The sequence below is a fragment of the Serratia sp. JSRIV006 genome (assembly GCF_019968685.1).
Classification (GTDB): domain Bacteria; phylum Pseudomonadota; class Gammaproteobacteria; order Enterobacterales; family Enterobacteriaceae; genus Chania; species Chania fonticola_B.
In genome coordinates, this window is the sequence record NZ_CP074137.1 from 5,694,643 (window position 1) to 5,716,615 (window position 21,973).

General features: G+C 51.3%; 18 protein-coding genes. All 18 read left to right on the forward strand.

All coding sequences use genetic code 11. The features are described 5' to 3' along the window. The first annotated feature begins 106 nt into the window (after window positions 1-106). Entirely contained in the window at window positions 107-1,573 is a 1,467-nt protein-coding gene (locus KGP16_RS26330; RefSeq protein WP_059199287.1) for a basic amino acid/polyamine antiporter, read from the forward strand. 85 nt (window positions 1,574-1,658) lie between these two features. Continuing rightward, window positions 1,659-4,031: an Orn/Lys/Arg decarboxylase N-terminal domain-containing protein gene (locus tag KGP16_RS26335; protein ID WP_223500567.1), complete on the forward strand. Its 2,373-nt coding sequence runs from the start codon at window positions 1,659-1,661 to the stop codon at window positions 4,029-4,031. A 72-nt stretch (window positions 4,032-4,103) separates the two neighbouring features. Continuing rightward, complete coding sequence (locus KGP16_RS26340) at window positions 4,104-5,615, forward strand: basic amino acid/polyamine antiporter (protein WP_223500569.1); 1,512 nt, start codon at window positions 4,104-4,106, stop codon at window positions 5,613-5,615. 450 nt (window positions 5,616-6,065) lie between these two features. Continuing rightward, window positions 6,066-6,506, forward strand: coding sequence for an FMN-binding protein MioC (gene mioC, locus KGP16_RS26345; protein WP_024484681.1), 441 nt, complete (start codon window positions 6,066-6,068; stop codon window positions 6,504-6,506). Window positions 6,507-6,887: 381 nt separating this feature from the next. Beyond that, window positions 6,888-8,777 carry a tRNA uridine-5-carboxymethylaminomethyl(34) synthesis enzyme MnmG gene (mnmG, locus tag KGP16_RS26350; protein WP_021181433.1) on the forward strand — a complete coding sequence of 630 codons (1,890 nt, stop codon included), beginning with the start codon at window positions 6,888-6,890 and terminating at the stop codon, window positions 8,775-8,777. 139 nt (window positions 8,778-8,916) lie between these two features. Beyond that, window positions 8,917-9,537, forward strand: coding sequence for a 16S rRNA (guanine(527)-N(7))-methyltransferase RsmG (gene rsmG, locus KGP16_RS26355; protein WP_071682660.1), 621 nt, complete (start codon window positions 8,917-8,919; stop codon window positions 9,535-9,537). A gap of 636 nt (window positions 9,538-10,173) precedes the next feature. Then, window positions 10,174-10,557, forward strand: a complete 384-nt coding sequence (atpI, locus tag KGP16_RS26360; protein ID WP_021181431.1) for a F0F1 ATP synthase subunit I — start codon at window positions 10,174-10,176, stop codon at window positions 10,555-10,557. A gap of 21 nt (window positions 10,558-10,578) precedes the next feature. Next, the gene (gene atpB, locus KGP16_RS26365; protein WP_021181430.1) at window positions 10,579-11,355 is read left to right on the forward strand and encodes a F0F1 ATP synthase subunit A; all 777 of its coding nucleotides are present in this window, start codon (window positions 10,579-10,581) and stop codon (window positions 11,353-11,355) included. Window positions 11,356-11,404: 49 nt separating this feature from the next. Next, window positions 11,405-11,644, forward strand: a complete 240-nt coding sequence (atpE, locus tag KGP16_RS26370; RefSeq protein ID WP_004393045.1) for a F0F1 ATP synthase subunit C — start codon at window positions 11,405-11,407, stop codon at window positions 11,642-11,644. Window positions 11,645-11,702: 58 nt separating this feature from the next. After that, window positions 11,703-12,173 carry a F0F1 ATP synthase subunit B gene (gene atpF / locus KGP16_RS26375; RefSeq protein ID WP_021181429.1) on the forward strand — a complete coding sequence of 157 codons (471 nt, stop codon included), beginning with the start codon at window positions 11,703-11,705 and terminating at the stop codon, window positions 12,171-12,173. 14 nt (window positions 12,174-12,187) lie between these two features. Continuing rightward, window positions 12,188-12,721 carry a F0F1 ATP synthase subunit delta gene (gene atpH / locus KGP16_RS26380; protein WP_024527380.1) on the forward strand — a complete coding sequence of 178 codons (534 nt, stop codon included), beginning with the start codon at window positions 12,188-12,190 and terminating at the stop codon, window positions 12,719-12,721. A gap of 12 nt (window positions 12,722-12,733) precedes the next feature. Then, the gene (gene atpA / locus KGP16_RS26385; RefSeq protein ID WP_021181427.1) at window positions 12,734-14,275 is read left to right on the forward strand and encodes a F0F1 ATP synthase subunit alpha; all 1,542 of its coding nucleotides are present in this window, start codon (window positions 12,734-12,736) and stop codon (window positions 14,273-14,275) included. Window positions 14,276-14,332: 57 nt separating this feature from the next. Then, complete coding sequence (atpG, locus tag KGP16_RS26390; RefSeq protein ID WP_059199283.1) at window positions 14,333-15,196, forward strand: F0F1 ATP synthase subunit gamma; 864 nt, start codon at window positions 14,333-14,335, stop codon at window positions 15,194-15,196. 32 nt (window positions 15,197-15,228) lie between these two features. Continuing rightward, window positions 15,229-16,611, forward strand: a complete 1,383-nt coding sequence (gene atpD, locus KGP16_RS26395) for a F0F1 ATP synthase subunit beta (RefSeq protein WP_021181425.1) — start codon at window positions 15,229-15,231, stop codon at window positions 16,609-16,611. A gap of 20 nt (window positions 16,612-16,631) precedes the next feature. Further along, the gene (locus KGP16_RS26400; protein ID WP_004933814.1) at window positions 16,632-17,051 is read left to right on the forward strand and encodes a F0F1 ATP synthase subunit epsilon; all 420 of its coding nucleotides are present in this window, start codon (window positions 16,632-16,634) and stop codon (window positions 17,049-17,051) included. A 294-nt stretch (window positions 17,052-17,345) separates the two neighbouring features. Next, window positions 17,346-18,716: a bifunctional UDP-N-acetylglucosamine diphosphorylase/glucosamine-1-phosphate N-acetyltransferase GlmU gene (gene glmU / locus KGP16_RS26405; RefSeq protein ID WP_115160431.1), complete on the forward strand. Its 1,371-nt coding sequence runs from the start codon at window positions 17,346-17,348 to the stop codon at window positions 18,714-18,716. A gap of 189 nt (window positions 18,717-18,905) precedes the next feature. Beyond that, window positions 18,906-20,735 (forward strand): glutamine--fructose-6-phosphate transaminase (isomerizing), encoded by a 1,830-nt coding sequence (gene glmS, locus KGP16_RS26410; RefSeq protein WP_115160432.1) that lies wholly within the window; start codon window positions 18,906-18,908, stop codon window positions 20,733-20,735. Window positions 20,736-20,857: 122 nt separating this feature from the next. After that, a complete protein-coding gene (locus KGP16_RS26415; RefSeq protein WP_223500570.1) occupies window positions 20,858-21,973 on the forward strand; it encodes a hypothetical protein in 1,116 nt (371 codons plus the stop codon).

Below are 21,973 nucleotides of genomic sequence, written 5' to 3' on the forward strand. Positions count from 1 at the left end.
GTACTCTCAGCATTAATTTCGGGAATTCTACCTTAAAAGGAAAAAGGATTTACGCTAAAAAAAATAACAATCTACACCGTTATTTTTTATAAGAGGAAGATAAATTATGCCTACAGGCATAGCAGGAAAAGATAGCAATCAAAAATTAGGTCTTTTGGCATTAGTTGCTATCGTCGTCAGTTCGATGATTGGCAGCGGCGTTGATGGGCTACCACAGAATATGTCCGCCAGTTCAGCAGTAGGTTCTGTGACTATAGCCTGGCTAATCTGCGGTTTCGGAATGTTTTTCATTTCTCGTACATTTATTATTCTTTCGGATATTCGGCCAGACCTACAGGCTGGCATCTACATGTATGCTCAGGAAGGCTTTGGTACCTTCTGTGCATTTATTGTCGTATGGGGCTATTGGCTGATGACTATTTTCAGCAACGTCGCCTTTGGTATCATGGTGATGGATACGCTGAATTATTTTATCCCGGGAGGTTTTAGCGGCGGGAATAATATTCCTTCAATTATTGGCATATCAATTCTCATCTGGGGATTCAATTTTTTAGTGTTGTCTGGCACAAGACTGGCTGGTGCGGTAAATATTATAGGGACGTTAGCGAAATTAATACCTCTAGTGATATTTGTATTCGTTCTGGTTTATTTCCTTAACGTTAACGAACTCACCAGTAACATCTGGGCAAACAATCCTTTATTTCCTAAGGAGTATCTAGGCTCGGTATTCTCCCAGATAAAGTCGCCACTTGATGTTGCTCTATGGTGTTTTATTGGTGTTGAAGGTGCCGTTGCGTTGTCTGGAAGAGTAAAAAACAAAAAAGATGTCGGCAGGGCAACCTTAATTGGTTTTATCATTTCACTTATCATATGTATCTTGATTTCTATCCTGCCTTTCGGGGTCTTGACTCAAAAACAACTGAGCGTGATCGCCACGCCATCAACGGCAGGGATCCTGAAGATTGTTGTCGGCGAGTGGGGCGAAAGACTGATTAATATTGGTGTGCTGATCTCGGTGTTAACCAGTTGGTTAGCCTGGACAATGATTTGTGCAGAAATCCCTATGGTTGCGGCCCAAAATGCAGCTTTCCCAGAAAAATTTGCCAGACGAAACCATCAAGGAGCGGCATCGGTTTCACTATGGGTCAGCAGCGCTTTAATGCAGCTTGTGGTTTTGATGGTTTACTTTTCAAGTAACGCCTGGATAGCCATGCTCTCGATTTCAGCCTTGACAGTTTTACCCGTCTATCTGCTGTCCACCGCTTACTTATGCAAATTATGTATCAATGGTGAATATAATAATTATGTTCGTAATGGCCGTATCAGTGCACTAATCAGTGGTGTCATAGGGCTGTTATTTTGCTTGTTTATGTTTTACGCCAGCGAGCCGAAATATCTTGCCATGGTGCCAATGCTTTTAACTCTGGGATTACCGTTATTCTTTTGGGCACGTATCCATGATGGAGGAATAAAAAAAATATTTAAGGGTAATGAAATGAAAATTTTCTTATCATTAATCGCTCTTGATGCATTTACAGGATTTCTCTTTATGAATGGTACGATAAAGCTATAACCCAATTTTTGTTGTTCAGACGTCATGTTTTGTCGCCTATTAATCGGTGGCCACTCATTTATTCATTCAAAAAAGGTAATTAATCATGAAGTTTAATCACAATATTTTGTTTGTATCCTCTCGAGGATTAAAACAAAATAATCCCGCGATACAAGCTCTCGAAGAGCTCAACGCGGCGGTTAAAGCCAGAGGGTTTACCACCTTCATTGTGGATCAAATTAGCGATGCAGTGAAGGTTGTTAATGAAAGCCAAAAATACAGTGCGGTAGGGATCTGCTGGGACTCAAGCAATCCTGAAACAGGTATTGAATGTCAGGAGTTCATTGATGTTTTCCGTAAGCGAAATGCCACTGCGCCTCTTTTCTTATTATCTGAATACAATGTCACTGACAGGGTACCCCTTGCTATACTCAAAGAAGTAAATGAGTATATTTATTTATTTTCTGAAACCCCGACCTTCACTGCCAACCGTATTTATACGCTTATTCACCGATATGCTGAAAACCTGCTGCCGCCTTACTTTAAAACGCTAAAAAACTTTACCGAAGACGGCGACTATTACTGGGACTGTCCAGGACACATGGGCGGCATGGCCTATTTAAAGCATCCTGTCGGTACTGAATTTATCAACTTCTTCGGCGAAAACATGATGCGGGCCGATATCGGAGTCGCTACAGCTGAAATGGGGGATTACCTCATTCATGCTGGGCCGTCCAAAAAATCAGAAGACATCGCCGCAGAGCTTTTTGGCGCTGATTGGACGTTCTATGGCGTTTCCGGCTCATCCGGCTCCAATCGTATCGTGGCTCAAGGTGCGGTCGCAGCGGATGAAATTGCCATTGTCGACCGTAACTGCCATAAATCGCTAAATCATGGTCTTACCCTTTCCCAGGCACGTCCAGTTTATCTTAAGCCCACGCGTAATGCCTATGGGCTGATTGGCCCAATACCGACTCAACGCCTGAAAAAAGAAAGTATTGATGAGTTGATCGCCAAAAGCCCGCTGACTTCAGATGCGGTAGACACCTCGCCTACTTATGCGGTTGTCACTAACTGTACCTATGATGGTTTCTGTTACAACGTTAATGACGTGGTGAAATATCTGGGAGCCAGCGTACCACGTATTCATTTTGACGAAGCCTGGTATGCATATGCCCGTTTCCATCCGATGTATAAGAACCGTTTCGCCATGGACGTTGAAGACACTCCCGATCGTCCGACCATTTTTGCCGTGCAGTCGACCCATAAAATGCTGCCTTCTCTATCAATGGCCTCAATGATCCATGTGAAAAAAAGCCACCGCGCGCCGCTGGATTTTGATGATTTTAACGATTCCTTCATGATGCACGGCACCACATCTCCCTTTTATCCGATCATTGCTTCAATTGATGTAGCGGTAAGTATGATGCAGGGAGACTCCGGTCGTTCCTTGGTACAGGAGTCGATCGATGAAGCCATCGCGTTCCGTAAAGCCGTCGTTTCCGTTAAACGCCAGATTCGTGAGCAAGAGGGCGAATCAGCCTGGTTTTTTGACGTTCTACAACCGACGGAGGTTCATGATAAGGCAACGGGTAAACAGTACAGCTTTGAAGAGGCTCCGCTTGAGCTACTCAACCAGGGCCCTGAATGTTGGGAATTGTGTGCGGGCGATAGCTGGCACGGCTTTCACGATGAAGATCTGGTTGATACCAATAGCATGCTTGATCCGGTAAAAGTCACCATTACCTGCCCAGGCATTAATCTGGACGGTAGTTATCAAGAACAGGGGATCCCTGGCTATTTGATTACCAAATTCCTCGATGACAAAAGGATTGAAATTGCCCGCACCGGCGATTACACGATCCTCATTCTGTTTTCTGTAGGTATCACCAAAGGAAAATGGGGCACGTTAATTGAAAGCCTGCTGACCTTTAAAAAACTCTATGACTCCGATGCGCTTGCCGTTGATGCTATTACATCTTTGAAAGGTCTATCACCGCATTACGATAACTTGACCCTGAAACAACTCTGCCAGCAGATGCATGAAAAAATGCGCGAGCTGGATCTGATGAACCACATTAATGAGGCGGTTAATACAGACCCTGAACCGGTGATGACTCCGTCTGCGGCCTATCAGAAAGTGTTGCGCTATAAGGCGGAACACATCCGCCTGGATGACTTTTCTGGCCGTATTGCCGCCAGCATGTTGGTCCCTTATCCGCCAGGTATTCCAGTATTAATGCCAGGTGAACGTCTGCCAGTGGGCGACAAAGGCATTATGGGCTATCTGCGTGCTTTACAGGAGTTTGATAAGCACTTCCCAGGTTTTGAACATGAGATCCAGGGTATCAACGTTGATGAAAATGGTGATTTTTGGGTAAGAGCCATCATTGAAGATGAACGCGAAGCCGTAAAGCGGCCGGAACAGCTCCGTTTCAAACGCCGGGTGTCTCCAACAATTAAAAAAGGTCGTCAATAATCAGCTGGTTATCTCATCACTCCGACCCGCCAGGGCCGGGGTGATGTCTATTCCGATGCAAGGGTTTTATTTATGTCAAATCAATCTTCAACATCAGCAACAAGTGCTACTGACGCAGCAAAGACGGACAGCGAGCACAAGCTCGGGCTAATTGCATTAATCGCCATTGTTGTAGGCTCTATGTTGGGCGGTGGGGTATTTAGCCTTCCCCAAAACACAGCAGCTACCTCGGCAGTAGGGCCGATCATTATCGCGTGGCTTATCGCAGGTATTGGTATCTACTTTATCGCTAACTCGTTTCGCCTGTTGTCCGACCTGCGCCCAGACCTACAGGCGGGTGTCTATATGTACGCCCAGGAGGGCTTCGGCTCATTTATTGCTTTCAACGTCGCCTGGGGATACTGGCTGATGACTGCCTTTGGCAACGTCGCCTTCGCCGTAATCTTGATGGATGCGTTAAACCAGTTTTTCCCCGGTGTATTCACCGATGGGAATAACCTCAATTCAATTATCTGCGGTTCGGTTTTGATTTGGGGTTACAACTTCCTGGTCTTGTCCGGGACAAAAGTTGCAGGTTTTGTGAACACTCTCGGTACTATCGCCAAACTTGTACCACTGGTGCTGTTTGTTGTCATACTGGGCTTCTTAATCAACTATTCTCAGCTGTTTAGCAACTTTTGGGGAACTGCACCACAAATCGTTGAAGGGGTCGGCAACCACGCTAAACCCGTATCACTGATGTCGCAAATTCTGGCCCCAATGACGGTAACACTATGGGCATTTATTGGCGTAGAGGGCGCCGTCGTTCTTTCAGGACGCGCCAAAAACAAGAAAGATGTCGGTAAGGCCACGCTACTGGGTTTTTTGTTGGCGCTTATCATCTACATACTGATGTCAATATTGCCGTTTGGCGTTATGCCCCAGGCTGAACTTTCTCAAGTCAGTAATCCATCAACCGCAGGCGTCCTGGCGAAAGTAGTCGGTCACTGGGGTGGTTGGCTAATGAACGTAGGATTGATTATTTCCGTACTGGCAGGCTGGCTAGCCTGGACGATGCTCTGCGCCGAAATTCCCATGGTTGCCGGGCAAAAAGGCGCTTTCCCACGGGCTTTTGCGCGCACCAATAGCAAACAGGCCGCCAATGTTTCCCTTTGGGTCAGCAGTTTTGTGATGCAGGCCGCGATGTTATTAGTCTATTTTTCTAATGACGCCTGGAACACGATGTACAACATTAGTGCATTGATGGTGGTACCTGCATATATCACTACGACCTTGTATATGGCGAAAATTTGCCTCAATCGAGAGTATGATCAGTATGCCAAAAAGGGGCGTAAATTTGCCCTTGTCAGCGGCATTCTTGGCGTCATATTCTGCCTGTTTATCCTTTATGCCAGCCAAATCCAATATGTAGCACTGGTCCCCATTCTGCTTACCTGCGGGCTACCGGTGTTCATATGGTCTCGTAAAGAGAAGGGTGACAATCAGCCGCTGTTCCAGAATAAAGAAATTTTTTATCTGGCTATCCTGTTGCTGCTTGATGCCATCGTCATCTGGTTGCTAATGATGGGGCGCATCACGCTATAACCGATCTTTTGCCCCCTAGCCCGGGAGAAGCTAGGGGAGCAAAGCTGCGATTTGAAGACCTTAGGGTTTGATGAAGGAATGGGTGACAGGGTTAACCATAGCCGCGGCTGATCATGTCATCATACTGCCAGCCTGCTTCTGCGCTCATGCACAGGGCTTTCGCGCCCCCCTCTGTCTTATCCACCAGCTGAAAAATAAAACTTATCCTCACATAGCAACCACCACGGCAAGGTTGGCAAGATGGCTTCAGCCCCCGCCAACAGAATTTCTAGCTAGTTAAATCAATCAATTATGAAAAAATAGCACCATAATTGTGTCTGATGAACCGTAGATGTTGTGGGTGGATCCAGATTCCCTCGATCGTTATACCCATATTATCCACAGGTAGATCCCAGCTGATTCACAGAGTACAATACGGCCTCTTGAGTTTAAGGTTGGGATCATTCATTCATGGCAGACATCACTCTGATCAGTGGCAGCACGCTTGGCAGCGCAGAATACGTGGCTGAACATTTGGCCGAGAAACTCGAAGAAGCAGGTTTCTCAACAGAAATGCTGCATGGCCCTGAATTGGATGAATTGACGCTGTCAGGCCGCTGGCTGGTGGTTTCCTCCACTCACGGTGCCGGTGATTTACCAGATAACTTGCAGCCGCTGCTGGAACAACTGGCAGAGCAGCAGCCTGATTTATCTCAGGTGCAGTTTGGTGCCGTCGGTTTGGGCAGTTCTGAGTACGATACCTTCTGTGGTGCGATCAAACAGATCGACGATCTTTTCCAGGCTCGTGGAGCGAAAAGGATCGGCGATCGTCTCGAGATCGACGTGACCCAACATGAAATTCCCGAGGATCCTGCCGAAGAATGGCTGAAGAATTGGATTATTTTACTCTAATTCGGTTAAAGATCGCGCGAACGATTGTGTATAACTAGGCTTGAAAGCAGGGTATAACCGGTAGTTATCCCAATAACAACCGTCGTACGCTTTCTGTCCTGTGGATAACATGCCATTTAGATCCCAGCTTATACTGGCCAGGATCACCGATCATTCACAGCAAACGATCCTGCTTAATCGGCTGATCTTTATGTGGAATAATCACTTATCCACAGAGGATCGCGATCCTAATAAGAGATCTAATAAAGAGATCTTTAAATAAAAAAGATCTTCTTTTAATTACCTAAGATCCTGACCGCTTGGTCGATCGACTAAACTTGAGTAGAATCCTCCCCCCAGGGCAAACAACGATCGTTCGCAAGTACTCCGAGGTGCTGTTCCATGTTTTATCCAGAGCAATTTGACGTCATTATCATCGGTGGTGGCCATGCCGGAACCGAAGCCGCCATGGCTGCGGCACGTATGGGACGTCAGACTTTATTACTGACCCACAATATCGACACGCTGGGACAAATGTCCTGTAATCCGGCGATCGGTGGTATCGGGAAAGGGCATCTGGTCAAGGAAATCGACGCACTCGGCGGGCTGATGGCCAAGGCGATCGACCATGCAGGCATTCAGTTTAGGATACTAAACGCCAGCAAAGGCCCGGCAGTGCGAGCCACTCGAGCTCAGGCAGATCGCGTCCTGTATCGCCAAGCCGTTCGTACCGCATTGGAGAACCAGCCAAACCTGATGATCTTCCAACAACCGGTTGAGGATCTGATCGTCGAGAACGATCGCGTGGTGGGTGCGGTGACCCAGATGGGGCTGAAATTCCGTGCCAAAGCGGTAGTACTGACCGTGGGCACCTTCCTGGATGGCAAGATCCACATCGGCCTGGAAAACTACAGCGGTGGCCGTGCCGGGGATCCTCCGTCGATCTCTTTGTCACAGCGTCTGCGTGAACTGCCTCTGCGTGTCAATCGCCTGAAAACGGGTACACCTCCCCGTATCGATGCACGCACCATAGACTTCAGCGTTCTGGCTGAGCAGCATGGCGATACGCCAATCCCAGTGTTTTCTTTCCTGGGCAACGCCAGCCAGCATCCGCAACAGGTGCCGTGCTACATCACGCACACCAATGAAAAAACGCATGACGTGATCCGCAATAACCTCGATCGTAGCCCGATGTATGCCGGGATCATCGAAGGGATCGGCCCACGCTACTGCCCATCGATCGAAGACAAAGTGATGCGCTTTGCCGATCGTAATGCGCACCAGATCTTCCTGGAACCTGAAGGGTTAACCAGCAACGAGATCTACCCGAATGGGATTTCCACCAGTTTGCCGTTTGACGTTCAGATGCAAATCGTACGTTCGATGGAAGGGATGCAAAATGCCCGCATCGTTCGCCCTGGTTATGCCATCGAGTACGATTTCTTCGATCCACGCGATCTGAAGCCGACGTTGGAAAGCAAATTTATTCAAGGGCTGTTCTTCGCAGGCCAGATCAACGGCACCACCGGTTACGAAGAAGCTGCTGCACAAGGCCTGTTGGCCGGGTTGAACGCCGGGCGTTATGCCGTTGAAGACGAAGGCTGGTCACCACGCCGCGATCAGGCTTACCTGGGGGTACTGGTAGACGATCTCAGTACTCTGGGCACCAAAGAGCCGTACCGCATGTTTACCTCACGTGCCGAATACCGTCTGATGTTGCGTGAAGACAACGCCGATCTGCGCCTGACGGAAAAAGGCCGAGAGCTGGGGCTGGTTGACGATGAACGCTGGCAGCGCTACTGCGAAAAGCTTGAGCACATCGAACAGGAACGCCAGCGTCTGCGTGATATCTGGGTGCACCCGCATTCAGAGAACGTCGAACAGGTTAACGTCCTGCTGAAAGCGCCTTTGTCACGCGAAGCCAACGGCGAAGAATTGCTGCGCCGCCCGGAAATGGATTATGGCCAACTGACCGCAGTAGCTGCTTTTGCTCCTGCACTGGCAGACACCGAAGCCGCTGAGCAAGTGGAAATTCAGGTGAAATACGAAGGCTACATCGCTCGCCAGCAAGATGAGATCGACAAGCAGCAGCGCAACGAGAACACCGTGCTGCCGCTTGATCTCGATTATCGTCAGGTCTCCGGATTGTCCAATGAGGTGATCGCCAAATTGAACGATCACAAACCTAACTCGATCGGCCAGGCTTCGCGCATTTCCGGTATCACCCCAGCAGCGATCTCCATTTTGCTGATCTGGCTGAAAAAGCAGGGCTTACTGCGCCGCAGCGCATAAATACGCTCACCGAGTGGCCGTTTGCCTATCTGCTGAGCAAACGGCCGCTGACATCACCTCAAGCCTGAATTATCATAGACTGCCTAAGAGAGCAGTTGCAGATTGGCCTGCTGTTCCACGCCTGTCAGAGGACTCTGTTGTGCAAAAAAAATTGGATTCGTTGCTTTCGGCGGCTGGAATTTCGCTTCCCGATCAACAAAAACAGCAATTGTTGGGCTATGTCGCTATGCTCGACAAGTGGAACAAGGCTTACAACCTCACTTCCGTTCGCGATCCGCAGCAAATGCTGGTGCGTCATATCATGGACAGCATCGTGGTGAATGCCCATCTGACAGGTTCACGCTTTATCGACGTTGGCACCGGTCCTGGTTTGCCTGGCATTCCGTTGGCAATAGTGCGGCCCGATGCGCATTTCACCCTGTTAGACAGTTTGGGCAAGCGCGTACGCTTCCTGCGGCAGGTTCAGCATGAGCTGGGGTTGAACAATATCGAGCCGGTACAGAGCCGTGTAGAAGAGTTTGTGGCAGAACCGCCGTTTGATGGCGTGATCAGCCGTGCTTTTGCTTCACTGCAAGACATGTTGGCATGGTGTCACCATCTGCCAGCCAAAGGGCAGGGGCGTTTTTATGCGCTGAAAGGGGTTTGCCCGCAAGACGAGTTGGCTCAGTTGCCAGAAGGGATTGCTTTGGAGTCGGTGGTGCGTTTGCAGGTGCCGGAGCTGGAGGGCGAGCGCCATTTGATCGTCCTGAAAGCTCACTAAAGCCAAATCAGAATTGTTTAGCATCAAATAATCAGCGATTGGTGTAGGGTATAGAAGATAAATAGCAAGCAGGCTAATCATATAGGTTCTCCCCTTAGCTTATTTACCTTTGATTAACATTGTTGTGTCAAAAATGCATCATTCCAGTGGGTGATAGTCACGTTAGCAACAATGTGTGAAAGATTCCGATTTGCTGTCAGTGTTAATTGAGTGTTGCTTTATTATTCCTGTGAATGTCAATAAAAGGTTTTTACGGGGTATAAGGATTGTTTTTGAACGGTTACGTTGTAATGATTTGATTTATAATATTTTTTGATCGCCCAAAAAGCTAAAGACCTCGGTCGTGAACCTGGGCTATAACTCATTAATAGTCAGTATTGTGATCGGTTGCACGTTTCTTACCGCAACCGTGGAATAGTCAGACAAATAAATGCGAGCGATTATTCCGGCCATTTTCTTGTGAAAAGAGCCCGAAAAGGGGAAATTTAAATAATTGTTCACCTTTTCGCTACTTATCGATTGAATTCGTTGGAGTGGCCCGTATAATTTGCACGTTTTTTGCTGCTTGACTCAGAACCGCAAAGGCAGTTTTATACGTCGGCATACCCCCTCAGGGGTACGGAGAGAACAAACGTCATGTCTGTGTCCCTGTACAGCGGAAAAGTTGCACGTAAGTTGCTGTTGCTGCAGTTAATGACTTTTGTTTTGATCAGCGCTGCCTTCGGCCTGAAAAGTCTGGAGTGGAGCGGTTCGGCACTGGCAGGTGGCCTGGCTGCCTGGTTACCCAATGCCATGTTTATGCTGTTTGCCTTGCGTCACCAGGCACAGACGCCGGCACCCGGACGGGTTGCCTGGTCGTTCGCCATTGGTGAAGGGCTAAAGGTCGTGATCACCATCGTTTTGCTGATCGTGGCGCTTGGGGTGTTCAAAGTGGCGTTTGTACCGCTTGGCCTGACCTATTTAGCGGTGTTAGTGGTGCAGATAGTGGCACCCGCCGTGATTAACAGTTACCGAAATTAACTAAATAAGGGTAGAGGCATCATGTCTGCAGAGGGATTCAACAGTCCACAGGAGTATATCGGTCACCACCTGACGCAGCTTCAGGTCGGGACTGGTTTTTGGTCGATTAACCTCGACTCGATGTTTTTCTCCGTCGTCCTCGGGGTGGTTTTTCTGGCTATTTTCCGCAAGGTAGCCAAAAACGCCACCAGTGGCGTTCCCGGCAAGCTGCAAACCGCCGTTGAGCTGATCGTTGGCTTTGTCGATAACAGCGTCAAGGATATGTATCACGGCAAGAGCAAGGTGATTGCTCCGTTGGCGCTGACGGTGTTCGTCTGGGTGTTCCTGATGAACCTGATGGACCTCATCCCGGTTGACTTCCTGCCTTATATCGGAACCCAGCTTGGTCTGCCGGCACTGCGTGTCGTCCCTACCGCCGACGTGAACATCACGCTGTCGATGGCGTTGGCCGTATTTGTCCTGATCCTGTTCTATAGCATTAAAATGAAAGGCATTGGTGGGTTCGTCAAAGAGTTAACCATGCAGCCGTTCAACCACCCGGTATTTATTCCCATTAACCTGATCCTTGAAGGTGTCAGCCTGCTGTCCAAACCTGTTTCACTGGGTCTGCGACTGTTCGGCAACATGTATGCGGGTGAGTTGATCTTCATCCTGATTGCTGGTCTGTTGCCGTGGTGGTCACAGTGGATGCTGAGTTTGCCTTGGGCAATCTTCCACATCCTGATCATTACGCTTCAAGCCTTTATTTTCATGGTTCTGACGATTGTCTATCTGTCGATGGCGTCTGAAGAGCACTGATTTTCTTAAAACACTTGCACTATTAAACTGAAACAAACTGGAGACTGTCATGGAAAACCTGAATATGGATCTGCTGTACATGGCTGCCGCTATTATGATGGGGTTAGCGGCAATCGGTGCTGCGATCGGTATCGGCATCCTGGGTGGTAAATTCTTGGAAGGCGCTGCACGTCAACCTGATCTGATCCCGCTGTTGCGTACACAGTTCTTTATCGTTATGGGCCTGGTTGACGCCATCCCGATGATCGCTGTTGGTCTGGGTTTGTACGTGATGTTTGCTGTCGCGTAAGTAGGGTTCACACTCTACAAAGAAACCACATTATTAACTTTTAAAGAGGCATTGTGCTGTGAATCTTAACGCAACAATCCTCGGCCAGGCTATCGCGTTCATCCTGTTTGTCTGGTTCTGCATGAAGTATGTATGGCCGCCAATTATGGCTGCCATCGAGAAGCGTCAGAAAGAAATTGCTGATGGCCTCGCTTCCGCAGAACGTGGCAAAAAAGATTTGGACTTAGCGCAAGCCCATGCGACCGACCAGCTGAAAACTGCCAAAGCGGAAGCCCAGGCGATTATTGAGCAAGCAAACAAACGCAAAGCTCAGATCGTGGACGAAGCGAAAGCAGAAGCCGAGCAGGAACGTAACAAAATCGTGGCGCAGGCTCAGGCTGAGATCGAAGCCGAACGTAAGCGCGCTCGTGAAGAGTTGCGTAAGCAAGTCGCGATGCTGGCAATTGCCGGTGCCGAGAAGATCATCGAACGTTCCGTGGATGAAGCTGCTAACAGCGACATCGTTGATAAACTGGTCGCTGAACTGTAAGGAGGGAGGGGCTGATGTCTGAATTTATCACCGTAGCTCGCCCCTACGCCAAAGCAGCTTTTGACTTTGCCGTTGAGAACCAAAGCGTAGAACGCTGGCAGCAAATGCTGGCGTTTACTGCTGTTGTCACGCGTAATGAACAGATGGCGGAACTGCTTTCCGGTGCGGTAGCACCAGAAACCTTGTCCAACACGTTTATTGCGGTTTGTGGCGATGAGCTCGACGAACATGGCCAGAACTTTATCCGTGTAATGGCCGAAAATGGGCGTTTACTGGTCCTTCCTGCGGTGCTGCAACAGTTCATCGAACTGCGCGCCGCGTTGGAATCCACCGTCGAAGTCGAGGTGCTCTCATCGAGCGCACTGAACGACACACAGCAAGCCAAGATTATCGCTGCGATGGAAAAACGTCTGTCACGCAAAGTTAAGCTGAATTGCAAAATTGACAAGTCTGTACTGGCCGGTGTCATTATCCGTGCTGGTGATCTGGTGATCGATGGCAGCGTACGTGGCCGTCTCGAGCGCCTGGCAGACGTCTTGCAGTCTTAAGGGGACTGGAGCATGCAACTGAATTCCACCGAAATCAGCGAACTGATCAAGCAGCGCATTGCTCAGTTCAATGTAGTGAGCGAAGCTCACAATGAAGGTACCATCGTTTCCGTCAGCGACGGGATCATCCGCGTACACGGTTTGGCCGAGGTTATGCAGGGCGAAATGATCGCACTGCCAGGCAACCGTTACGCAATTGCATTGAACCTGGAGCGTGACTCTGTAGGTGCCGTGGTAATGGGTCCGTATTCGGATCTGGCCGAAGGCATGAAGGTAAAATGTACCGGCCGTATTCTGGAAGTTCCGGTTGGCCGCGGCCTGCTGGGCCGCGTAGTCAACACCCTGGGCGCACCTATCGACGGTAAAGGCCCGGTTGACAACGACGGTTTCTCTCCGGTTGAAACTATCGCACCTGGCGTTATCGAACGTCAGTCTGTTGATCAGCCTGTACAGACCGGCTACAAATCGGTCGACGCCATGATCCCAATCGGTCGTGGCCAGCGTGAGCTGGTGATCGGCGACCGTCAAACCGGTAAAACCGCCCTGGCGATCGATGCGATCATCAACCAGCGCGATTCCGGTATCAAATGCGTTTACGTGGCTATCGGCCAGAAAGCGTCCACCATCGCTAACGTGGTGCGCAAGCTGGAAGAGCACGGCGCGCTTGCCAACACCATCGTGGTTGTGGCTACCGCGTCAGAATCCGCTGCACTGCAATACCTGGCACCATATGCCGGTTGTGCAATGGGTGAATACTTCCGTGACCGTGGTGAAGATGCGCTGATCGTATACGATGACCTGTCCAAACAGGCCGTTGCTTACCGTCAGATCTCCCTGCTGCTTCGCCGTCCACCAGGTCGTGAAGCTTACCCAGGCGACGTATTCTACCTCCACTCCCGTTTGCTGGAGCGTGCTGCGCGTGTTAACGCCGACTACGTTGAAGCCTTCACCAAAGGTGAAGTCAAAGGCCAAACCGGTTCACTGACCGCTCTGCCGATCATTGAAACCCAGGCGGGTGACGTTTCCGCGTTCGTTCCGACCAACGTAATCTCGATTACCGATGGTCAGATCTTCCTGGAATCCAACCTGTTTAACTCCGGTATTCGTCCGGCGGTTAACCCGGGTATTTCCGTATCCCGTGTGGGTGGTGCAGCACAGACCAAGATCATGAAAAAACTGTCCGGTGGTATTCGTACCGCTCTGGCACAGTATCGTGAACTGGCTGCGTTCTCTCAGTTCGCTTCCGATCTGGACGATGCAACGCGTAAACAGCTGAGCCACGGTCAGAAAGTGACCGAGCTGCTGAAACAGAAACAGTATGCGCCGATGTCCGTCGCACAACAGTCTCTGGTGTTGTTTGCCGCCGAGCGTGGCTACCTGAACGACGTAGAAGTGGCGAAAGTTGTCAGCTTCGAAGCCGCTCTGGTTGCTTTTGCGGACCGCGAGCATGCCGAACTGCTGAACCACATCAACCAAACTGGTGCTTATAACGATGAGATCGAAGGCAAGCTGAAAGGCATCCTCGATACCTTCAAGGCAACCCAGTCCTGGTAACGCATAGCGGCCTGACGTTGCAAGACGGCAGGCCGCTGGCAATGAGGAGAAGCAGAGATGGCCGGCGCAAAAGAGATACGTAGTAAGATCGCCAGCGTGCAAAACACGCAGAAGATCACTAAAGCGATGGAAATGGTCGCCGCCTCCAAAATGCGTAAATCGCAGGAACGCATGGCGGCCAGCCGTCCTTATGCAGAGACCATGCGCGAGGTGATTGGTCACCTGGCTTTAGGGAATCTGGAATATAAGCACCCGTACCTGGATGAGCGTGACGTTAAGCGCGTCGGGTATCTGGTAGTGTCTACTGACCGTGGTCTCTGTGGCGGCTTGAACATCAACCTGTTCAAGAAGCTGTTGGCAGAGATGAAACGCTGGTCTGAAAAAGGCGTTGAAGCTGATTTAGCGCTGATTGGCTCAAAAGCGGCCTCTTTCTTTGGTTCCGTGGGCGGCAACGTGGTTGCCCAGGTGACCGGCATGGGGGATAACCCTTCCCTGTCGGATCTGATCGGTCCAGTGAAAGTGATGCTGCAAGCCTACGACGAAGGTCGTTTAGACAAGCTGTACGTTGTCAGCAACAAATTTGTTAATACGATGTCCCAGGAACCGCAGTTACTGCAACTTCTGCCATTGCCACCTTCTGATGACAGTGAACTGAAGAAAAAATCCTGGGATTACCTGTATGAACCCGATCCAAAAGTGCTGCTTGATACCTTGCTGCGCCGTTATGTGGAATCGCAAGTTTATCAGGGCGTCGTGGAAAACCTGGCCAGCGAGCAGGCCGCACGAATGGTCGCGATGAAAGCCGCAACCGATAACGGCGGTAGCCTGATCAAAGAGCTGCAGTTGGTATACAACAAGGCGCGTCAGGCCAGCATCACTCAGGAACTCACCGAGATCGTTTCGGGAGCCTCCGCGGTTTAAGCTAGGTTTACGAATTACGTAGAGGATTCAAGATGGCTACTGGAAAGATTATCCAGGTAATCGGCGCCGTGGTGGACGTCGAGTTCCCTCAGGATGCCGTACCAAAAGTGTACGACGCTCTTGAGGTCGCAAACGGCTCCGAGAAATTGGTGCTGGAAGTTCAGCAACAGCTGGGTGGCGGCGTGGTTCGCTGTATCGCAATGGGGACCTCAGACGGTCTGCGTCGTGGTCTGGCCGTAACCGACCTGCAGCACCCAATTGAAGTACCGGTAGGTAAAGCTACCCTGGGCCGTATCATGAACGTATTGGGTCAACCAATCGACATGAAGGGCGACATCGGCGAAGAAGAACGTTGGGCTATTCACCGCCCGGCGCCAAGCTACGAAGAGCTGTCCAACTCCCAGGATCTGCTGGAAACCGGTATCAAGGTAATGGACCTGATCTGCCCGTTCGCCAAGGGTGGTAAAGTCGGCCTGTTCGGTGGTGCTGGTGTAGGTAAAACCGTAAACATGATGGAGCTGATCCGTAACATCGCGATCGAGCACTCCGGTTATTCTGTGTTTGCGGGCGTGGGTGAACGTACTCGTGAGGGTAACGACTTCTACCACGAAATGACCGACTCCAACGTACTGGACAAAGTTTCCCTGGTTTACGGCCAGATGAACGAGCCACCAGGTAACCGTCTGCGCGTTGCGCTGACCGGTTTGACCATGGCTGAGAAGTTCCGTGACGAAGGTCGTGACGTACTGCTGTTCGTCGATAACATCTACCGTTATACCCTGGCCGGTACCGAAGTGTCCGCACTTCTGGGCCGTATGCCATCGGCGGTAGGTTATCAGCCAACGCTGGCGGAAGAGATGGGTGTTCTGCAAGAACGTATCACCTCTACCAAGACCGGTTCAATCACCTCTGTGCAGGCCGTTTACGTTCCTGCGGATGACTTGACTGACCCATCACCAGCCACCACCTTTGCTCACTTGGATGCAACCGTGGTACTGAGCCGTAACATCGCTTCTCTGGGTATCTACCCGGCCGTTGACCCGCTGGATTCCACCAGCCGTCAGCTGGATCCGCTGGTAGTTGGCCAGGAGCACTACGACGTAGCGCGTGGCGTGCAGTCTATTCTGCAACGCTACCAGGAACTGAAAGATATCATCGCCATCCTGGGTATGGACGAGCTGTCAGAAGACGACAAGCTGGTTGTATCCCGTGCGCGTAAAATCCAACGTTTCCTGTCTCAGCCGTTCTTCGTGGCAGAAGTCTTTACCGGTTCTCCGGGCAAGTTCGTATCGCTGAAAGACACCATCCGTGGTTTCAAAGGCATTATGGACGGCGACTATGACCACCTGCCGGAGCAGGCGTTCTACATGGTTGGCACCATTGAAGAAGCAGTGGAAAAAGCCAAGAAACTGTAACGCCTTGAGAGGAGGGTGATATGGCTATGACTTACCATCTGGATGTCGTCAGCGCGGAAAAACAGATGTTTTCCGGCCTGGTGCAGAAGATCCAGGTGACAGGCAGCGAAGGCGAACTGGGGATCTTCCCTGGCCATGCGCCGCTGCTGACTGCCATCAAGCCTGGCATGGTGCGTATTGTTAAACAGCACGGTGAAGAAGAGTTCATCTACCTGTCCGGCGGTATCCTTGAGGTACAACCGAGCGTGGTAACCGTGCTGGCGGACACTGCCATCCGTGGAACGGACCTCGACGAAGCGAGAGCGCTGGAAGCTAAGCGTAAAGCTGAAGAGCACATCCGTAGCTCTCATGGCGATGTCGACTATGCTCAGGCATCTGCTGAACTGGCGAAAGCGATCGCGAAACTGCGCGTTATCGAGCTCACCAGAAAAGCGATGTAAATTCCCGCGTTGCCTGCAGCGTGTGGAAATAAGAAAGCGGCCCCTGTGGGTCGCTTTTTTTTTGTTTTAAAATAAGCGTTTCATCCGGCTAGGCATTGTGCTGTATTAGCGCTTTCAGTTGAATTAAGCGTCGCCGATCGCCGACAGTTTTTTCACCGTACGGTTGGATTACAGCCATTGGCGGCAGGCTAGGAGCCATGCGGCCTGCGCCGGATTCGTGTAGAGAAATATGTAGTAATTCCGCCATCAAACGGTTTTACTTTCGTCCATCAAAATGGAGTTATCAGGTTGCTTATGTCTAACAGCGCAATGAGCGTGGTTATCCTCGCCGCGGGCAAGGGAACACGCATGTATTCCGACCTTCCCAAGGTGTTACATCCGCTGGCGGGTAAGCCAATGGTGCAGCACGTCATTGATGCCGCCATGAAGCTGGGCGCCAAAAACGTCCATCTGGTTTACGGCCACGGCGGCGAGCTGCTGAAAAGCACCCTGCGCAATGATGCACTAAACTGGGTGTTGCAGGCTGAGCAGTTGGGAACTGGCCATGCTATGCAGCAGGCGGCACCGCATTTTGCCGATGATGAAGACGTGCTGATGCTGTATGGCGATGTGCCACTGATCGCCGTCGAAACGCTGACGCGTCTGCTGGCAGCCAAACCTCAGGGGGGGATCGGCCTGCTGACAGTGAAGCTGCAAGACCCGAGCGGTTATGGCCGCATCGTACGCGAAAACGGCACCGTGGTGGGTATTGTCGAACATAAAGATGCCAACGATGAGCAGCGCCAGATTAATGAGATCAACACCGGCATTCTGGTGGCCAATGGCCGCGATCTGAAGCGCTGGCTGGGCAAGTTGAATAATAATAACGCGCAGGGTGAATTCTATATTACCGACATCATTGCCTTGGCGCATGCCGAGGGTAACAAGATTGAGGCGGTACACCCGGCGCGCCTGAGCGAAGTTGAAGGCGTGAATAACCGCCTGCAACTGTCCCAGCTTGAACGCGTGTATCAGGCTGAGCAGGCAGAGAAGTTGCTGCTGGCTGGCGTGATGCTGTTGGATCCGGCACGCTTCGATCTGCGTGGCGTACTGGAACATGGCCGTGATATCTCCATCGATGCTAACGTGATTATCGAAGGCATGGTCAAGTTGGGTAACCGCGTGAAGATCGGTGCTGGCTGCGTACTGAGAGACTGCGTGATTGGCGACGACTGCGAGATCAGCCCTTACAGCGTGCTGGAAAATGCGCAGCTGGAAGCGGCCTGTACCGTTGGCCCATTTGCCCGTCTGCGCCCTGGTGCCGAACTGGCAGAAGGTGCCCACGTTGGCAACTTCGTGGAAATCAAAAAGGCTCGCCTGGGCAAAGGCTCCAAGGCTGGCCACCTGAGCTATCTGGGCGACGCCGAAATTGGCGACGATGTGAATATCGGTGCTGGTACCATTACCTGCAACTACGACGGTGCCAACAAGCACAAAACCATTATTGGCGATGGCGTGTTTGTCGGTTCGGACACTCAGCTGGTGGCTCCGGTCACCGTAGGTAAAGGGGTGACGATCGCTGCAGGTACCACGGTGACCCGTGATATTGCGGATAATGAGCTGGTGTTGAGCCGGGTCAAGCAGGTGCACATTCAAGGCTGGCAGCGTCCAACCAAGAAAAAGTAATATTTTTACCTCCCTCTCCTTTGGGAGAGGGGTGGTGATAGGGTTTTGCTCTGTACTTTCGCTAAAGAGTACAGAGCAAAACATAATAATCCCCATTCTCTACAGGCTCGGGGAAGCACGGTAAAACCGGCAAAAATCAGGTCGAGACATCGAAAGCGCCCGCAAGGCGTTTAATTAGGAATACAACAGATGTGTGGAATTGTAGGTGCAGTAGCGCAACGTGATATCGCTGAGATCCTGCTGGAAGGTTTACGCCGCCTGGAATATCGGGGCTATGACTCAGCGGGTCTGGCCGTGGTGGATAGCGAGGGGAACGTCAGCCGTCTACGTCGTGTCGGTAAAGTACAAAAACTGGCTGAAGCGGCAGAGCAACAGGATCTGCATGGTGGTACCGGGATTGCCCATACCCGTTGGGCGACGCATGGTGAACCTTCAGAAGCGAACGCGCATCCTCATGTTTCAGATTACATCGCGGTGGTGCATAACGGCATCATCGAAAACTACGAACCGCTGCGCGAACAACTGATTGAGCGTGGCTATCACTTCAGTTCTGAAACTGATACCGAGGTGATTGCTCACCTGGTGCATTGGGAACAGAAGCAGGGCGGTACGCTGCTGGAAGTGGTTCAGCGTGTGATCCCGCAGTTGCGTGGCGCTTATGGCACCGTGGTGATGGATAGCCGTGATCCGAGCGTATTGGTGGCTGCCCGTTCAGGTAGCCCGCTGGTGATTGGCCGTGGCGTAGGCGAAAACTTCATTGCCTCCGACCAACTTGCCCTGCTGCCGGTAACCCGCCGCTTTATCTTCCTGGAAGAAGGCGACGTGGTAGAAGTGACCCGCCGCACCGTCAGCATTTTTGACAAGCAGGGTAATGCGATTGAGCGCCCGGAGATCGAATCTCAGGTGCAATACGACGCCGGTGACAAAGGCGCGTACCGTCATTACATGCAAAAAGAGATTTTTGAGCAGCCAATGGCGCTGAAAAACACCCTTGAGGGGCGTTTCAGCCATGGCAAGATCGACCTGAGTGAGCTTGGCTCGCACGCTGACGAACTGCTGTCAAAAGTGCAGCACGTGCAGATCATCGCCTGTGGGACTTCTTACCACTCGGGGATGGTGGCTCGTTACTGGTTCGAGGCGCTGGCCGGTGTGCCTTGTGACGTCGAGATCGCCTCTGAATTCCGTTATCGCAAGTCAGCGGTACGCCCAGGCAGCCTGATCATCACCCTGTCTCAATCCGGTGAGACGGCTGATACGCTGGCAGCGCTGCGCCTGTCCAAAGAGCTGGGCTATTTGGGTTCTCTGGCGGTGTGCAACGTGGCGGGTTCTTCGCTGGTGCGTGAATCCGATCTGGCGCTGATGACCAAGGCCGGTACCGAAATCGGCGTTGCTTCCACCAAAGCCTTTACCACCCAGCTTGCTGTATTGCTGATGCTGGTGGCGCGTTTGGGCCGCCTGAAAGGCATGGCGGAAAGCGTAGAGCATGACATTGTGCACGGTCTGCAAGCGTTGCCTGCGCGTATCGAGCAGATGCTGTCATTGGACAAGAGCATCGAAGCGCTGGCGGAAGGTTTCTCTGACAAGCATCATGCCTTGTTCCTTGGCCGCGGCGATCAATACCCGATCGCGATGGAAGGGGCGCTGAAGCTTAAAGAGATCTCCTATATCCACGCCGAGGCGTACGCCGCCGGTGAGCTTAAGCACGGCCCGCTGGCGTTGATCGATGCCGACATGCCAGTGATCGTGGTTGCGCCTAACAACGAGCTGTTGGAGAAGCTTAAATCCAATATCGAAGAGGTGCGTGCCCGTGGTGGCCAGCTATATGTGTTTGCCGACCAGGATGCTGGCTTCGTCAGCAGCGAAGGGATGACCATCATCCCACTGCCGCACGTGGAAGAAATCGTCGCACCGATCTTCTACACCGTGCCATTGCAGCTTTTGTCCTATTACGTCGCCCTGATCAAAGGTACCGATGTGGATCAGCCACGTAACCTGGCGAAGTCGGTTACCGTGGAATAATCGTTAACCTTCCTGCTATGAATACCGTGTTGGGTGACTCAACACGGTATTTTTTTCGCCCCAGTTTTACCATTAACGCTATGATTGGCGGGTGATGCTACAGGGAAGGGTATACGTAGATAATGAATATTTTGATTACTGGAGCACGGGCTCCGGTCGCAATAGAGTGGGCACGTATTGCGTTGCGCAGCGGGCACCGCGTCTGGTTGGCGGACAGCCTTAAATGGCCGCTGGGCCGCTTTTTACAAGGGATTGAAGGTTATCTACGACTTCCCTCACCGCGCCAGGACCTTGCCGGTTATCAACAGCAGCTGCAAGGCTATCTCGACCAACATGCTATTGGGTTGCTGATCCCTACTTGTGAGGAGATCTTCTACCTCTCCCAGGCGTTTGCTGCGTATATCGGGCCTACCGAGTGGCTAATGCCAGAGCGGCAGTTGCTATTTGAACTGCATCATAAATATCAAAGCCTGAGCCTGTTAACGGCATTGGGCGAGGTGCGGACTCCCGCGACCCGATTACTGACCTCTTGCTCGCAAATTGCAGACGATCCCCAGACCATTTTGAAACCGGTTTATTCACGCTTTGGTCGCCAAGTGATCCGTACGCCAAAACCGGGTGTATTGAACGATCGGCAGCTCAACGAGCATATCCCCTGGGTGCAGCAGCAGAAATTAAACGGCGTGGCCTTGTGCAACTATGCCGTGTTCGAACATGGCAGGCTGATCGCTCATCAGGCATATCAACCCAAATATTGTTTCAATCAGGCCGCAGGCAGCTACTTTATCCCCTATCAGGATCGGCGGCTGGACGATTTTGTCTGTCAGTTTGGGGAAAAAACCGGCTTTCATGGCCAGGTGGCGTTCGATTTTATCGAACAGGACGGGGTGATTTTTGTTATTGAGTGTAACCCCAGGGCCACCAGCGGCCTGCATTTGTTGGGGTCTCAGATGTCCATCGCCGCCGATGGGCAATTGCAATACCAGCCAGCGCAGCCCAAGGCAGGACATGTGGGCGTGATCATACTGTTATTCTTTGCCTGGCAGGCTTGGCGCGATAAGCAGTTGGTGACGCTATGGCGGGACTTTCGCCAAGCGCCTAATCTGCTCAACGATCGCCGTTGGCCGATAAGTGCCGGAGCGCAGTGGTGTGCGTTGTTAGAGATGGGATACCGCAGCTTACGCTATCGGCGGCCCCTCACCGATGCCAGCACTTTCGATATCGAGTGGGACGGTTAG

Excerpts from the sequence above, each read along its gene's own strand:
- atpE (WP_004393045.1), top strand. The coding sequence starts at position 11,405 with ATGGAAAACCTGAATATGGATCTGCTGTACATGGCTGCCGCTATTATG.
- mnmG (WP_021181433.1), top strand. The coding sequence starts at position 6,888 with ATGTTTTATCCAGAGCAATTTGACGTCATTATCATCGGTGGTGGCCAT.
- atpA (WP_021181427.1), top strand. The coding sequence starts at position 12,734 with ATGCAACTGAATTCCACCGAAATCAGCGAACTGATCAAGCAGCGCATT.
- KGP16_RS26415 (WP_223500570.1), top strand. The coding sequence starts at position 20,858 with ATGAATATTTTGATTACTGGAGCACGGGCTCCGGTCGCAATAGAGTGG.
- atpH (WP_024527380.1), top strand. The coding sequence starts at position 12,188 with ATGTCTGAATTTATCACCGTAGCTCGCCCCTACGCCAAAGCAGCTTTT.
- atpI (WP_021181431.1), top strand. The coding sequence starts at position 10,174 with ATGTCTGTGTCCCTGTACAGCGGAAAAGTTGCACGTAAGTTGCTGTTG.
- atpG (WP_059199283.1), top strand. The coding sequence starts at position 14,333 with ATGGCCGGCGCAAAAGAGATACGTAGTAAGATCGCCAGCGTGCAAAAC.
- KGP16_RS26340 (WP_223500569.1), top strand. The coding sequence starts at position 4,104 with ATGTCAAATCAATCTTCAACATCAGCAACAAGTGCTACTGACGCAGCA.
- KGP16_RS26400 (WP_004933814.1), top strand. The coding sequence starts at position 16,632 with ATGGCTATGACTTACCATCTGGATGTCGTCAGCGCGGAAAAACAGATG.
- glmS (WP_115160432.1), top strand. The coding sequence starts at position 18,906 with ATGTGTGGAATTGTAGGTGCAGTAGCGCAACGTGATATCGCTGAGATC.
- atpD (WP_021181425.1), top strand. The coding sequence starts at position 15,229 with ATGGCTACTGGAAAGATTATCCAGGTAATCGGCGCCGTGGTGGACGTC.
- mioC (WP_024484681.1), top strand. The coding sequence starts at position 6,066 with ATGGCAGACATCACTCTGATCAGTGGCAGCACGCTTGGCAGCGCAGAA.
- KGP16_RS26335 (WP_223500567.1), top strand. The coding sequence starts at position 1,659 with ATGAAGTTTAATCACAATATTTTGTTTGTATCCTCTCGAGGATTAAAA.
- atpB (WP_021181430.1), top strand. The coding sequence starts at position 10,579 with ATGTCTGCAGAGGGATTCAACAGTCCACAGGAGTATATCGGTCACCAC.
- glmU (WP_115160431.1), top strand. The coding sequence starts at position 17,346 with ATGTCTAACAGCGCAATGAGCGTGGTTATCCTCGCCGCGGGCAAGGGA.
- KGP16_RS26330 (WP_059199287.1), top strand. The coding sequence starts at position 107 with ATGCCTACAGGCATAGCAGGAAAAGATAGCAATCAAAAATTAGGTCTT.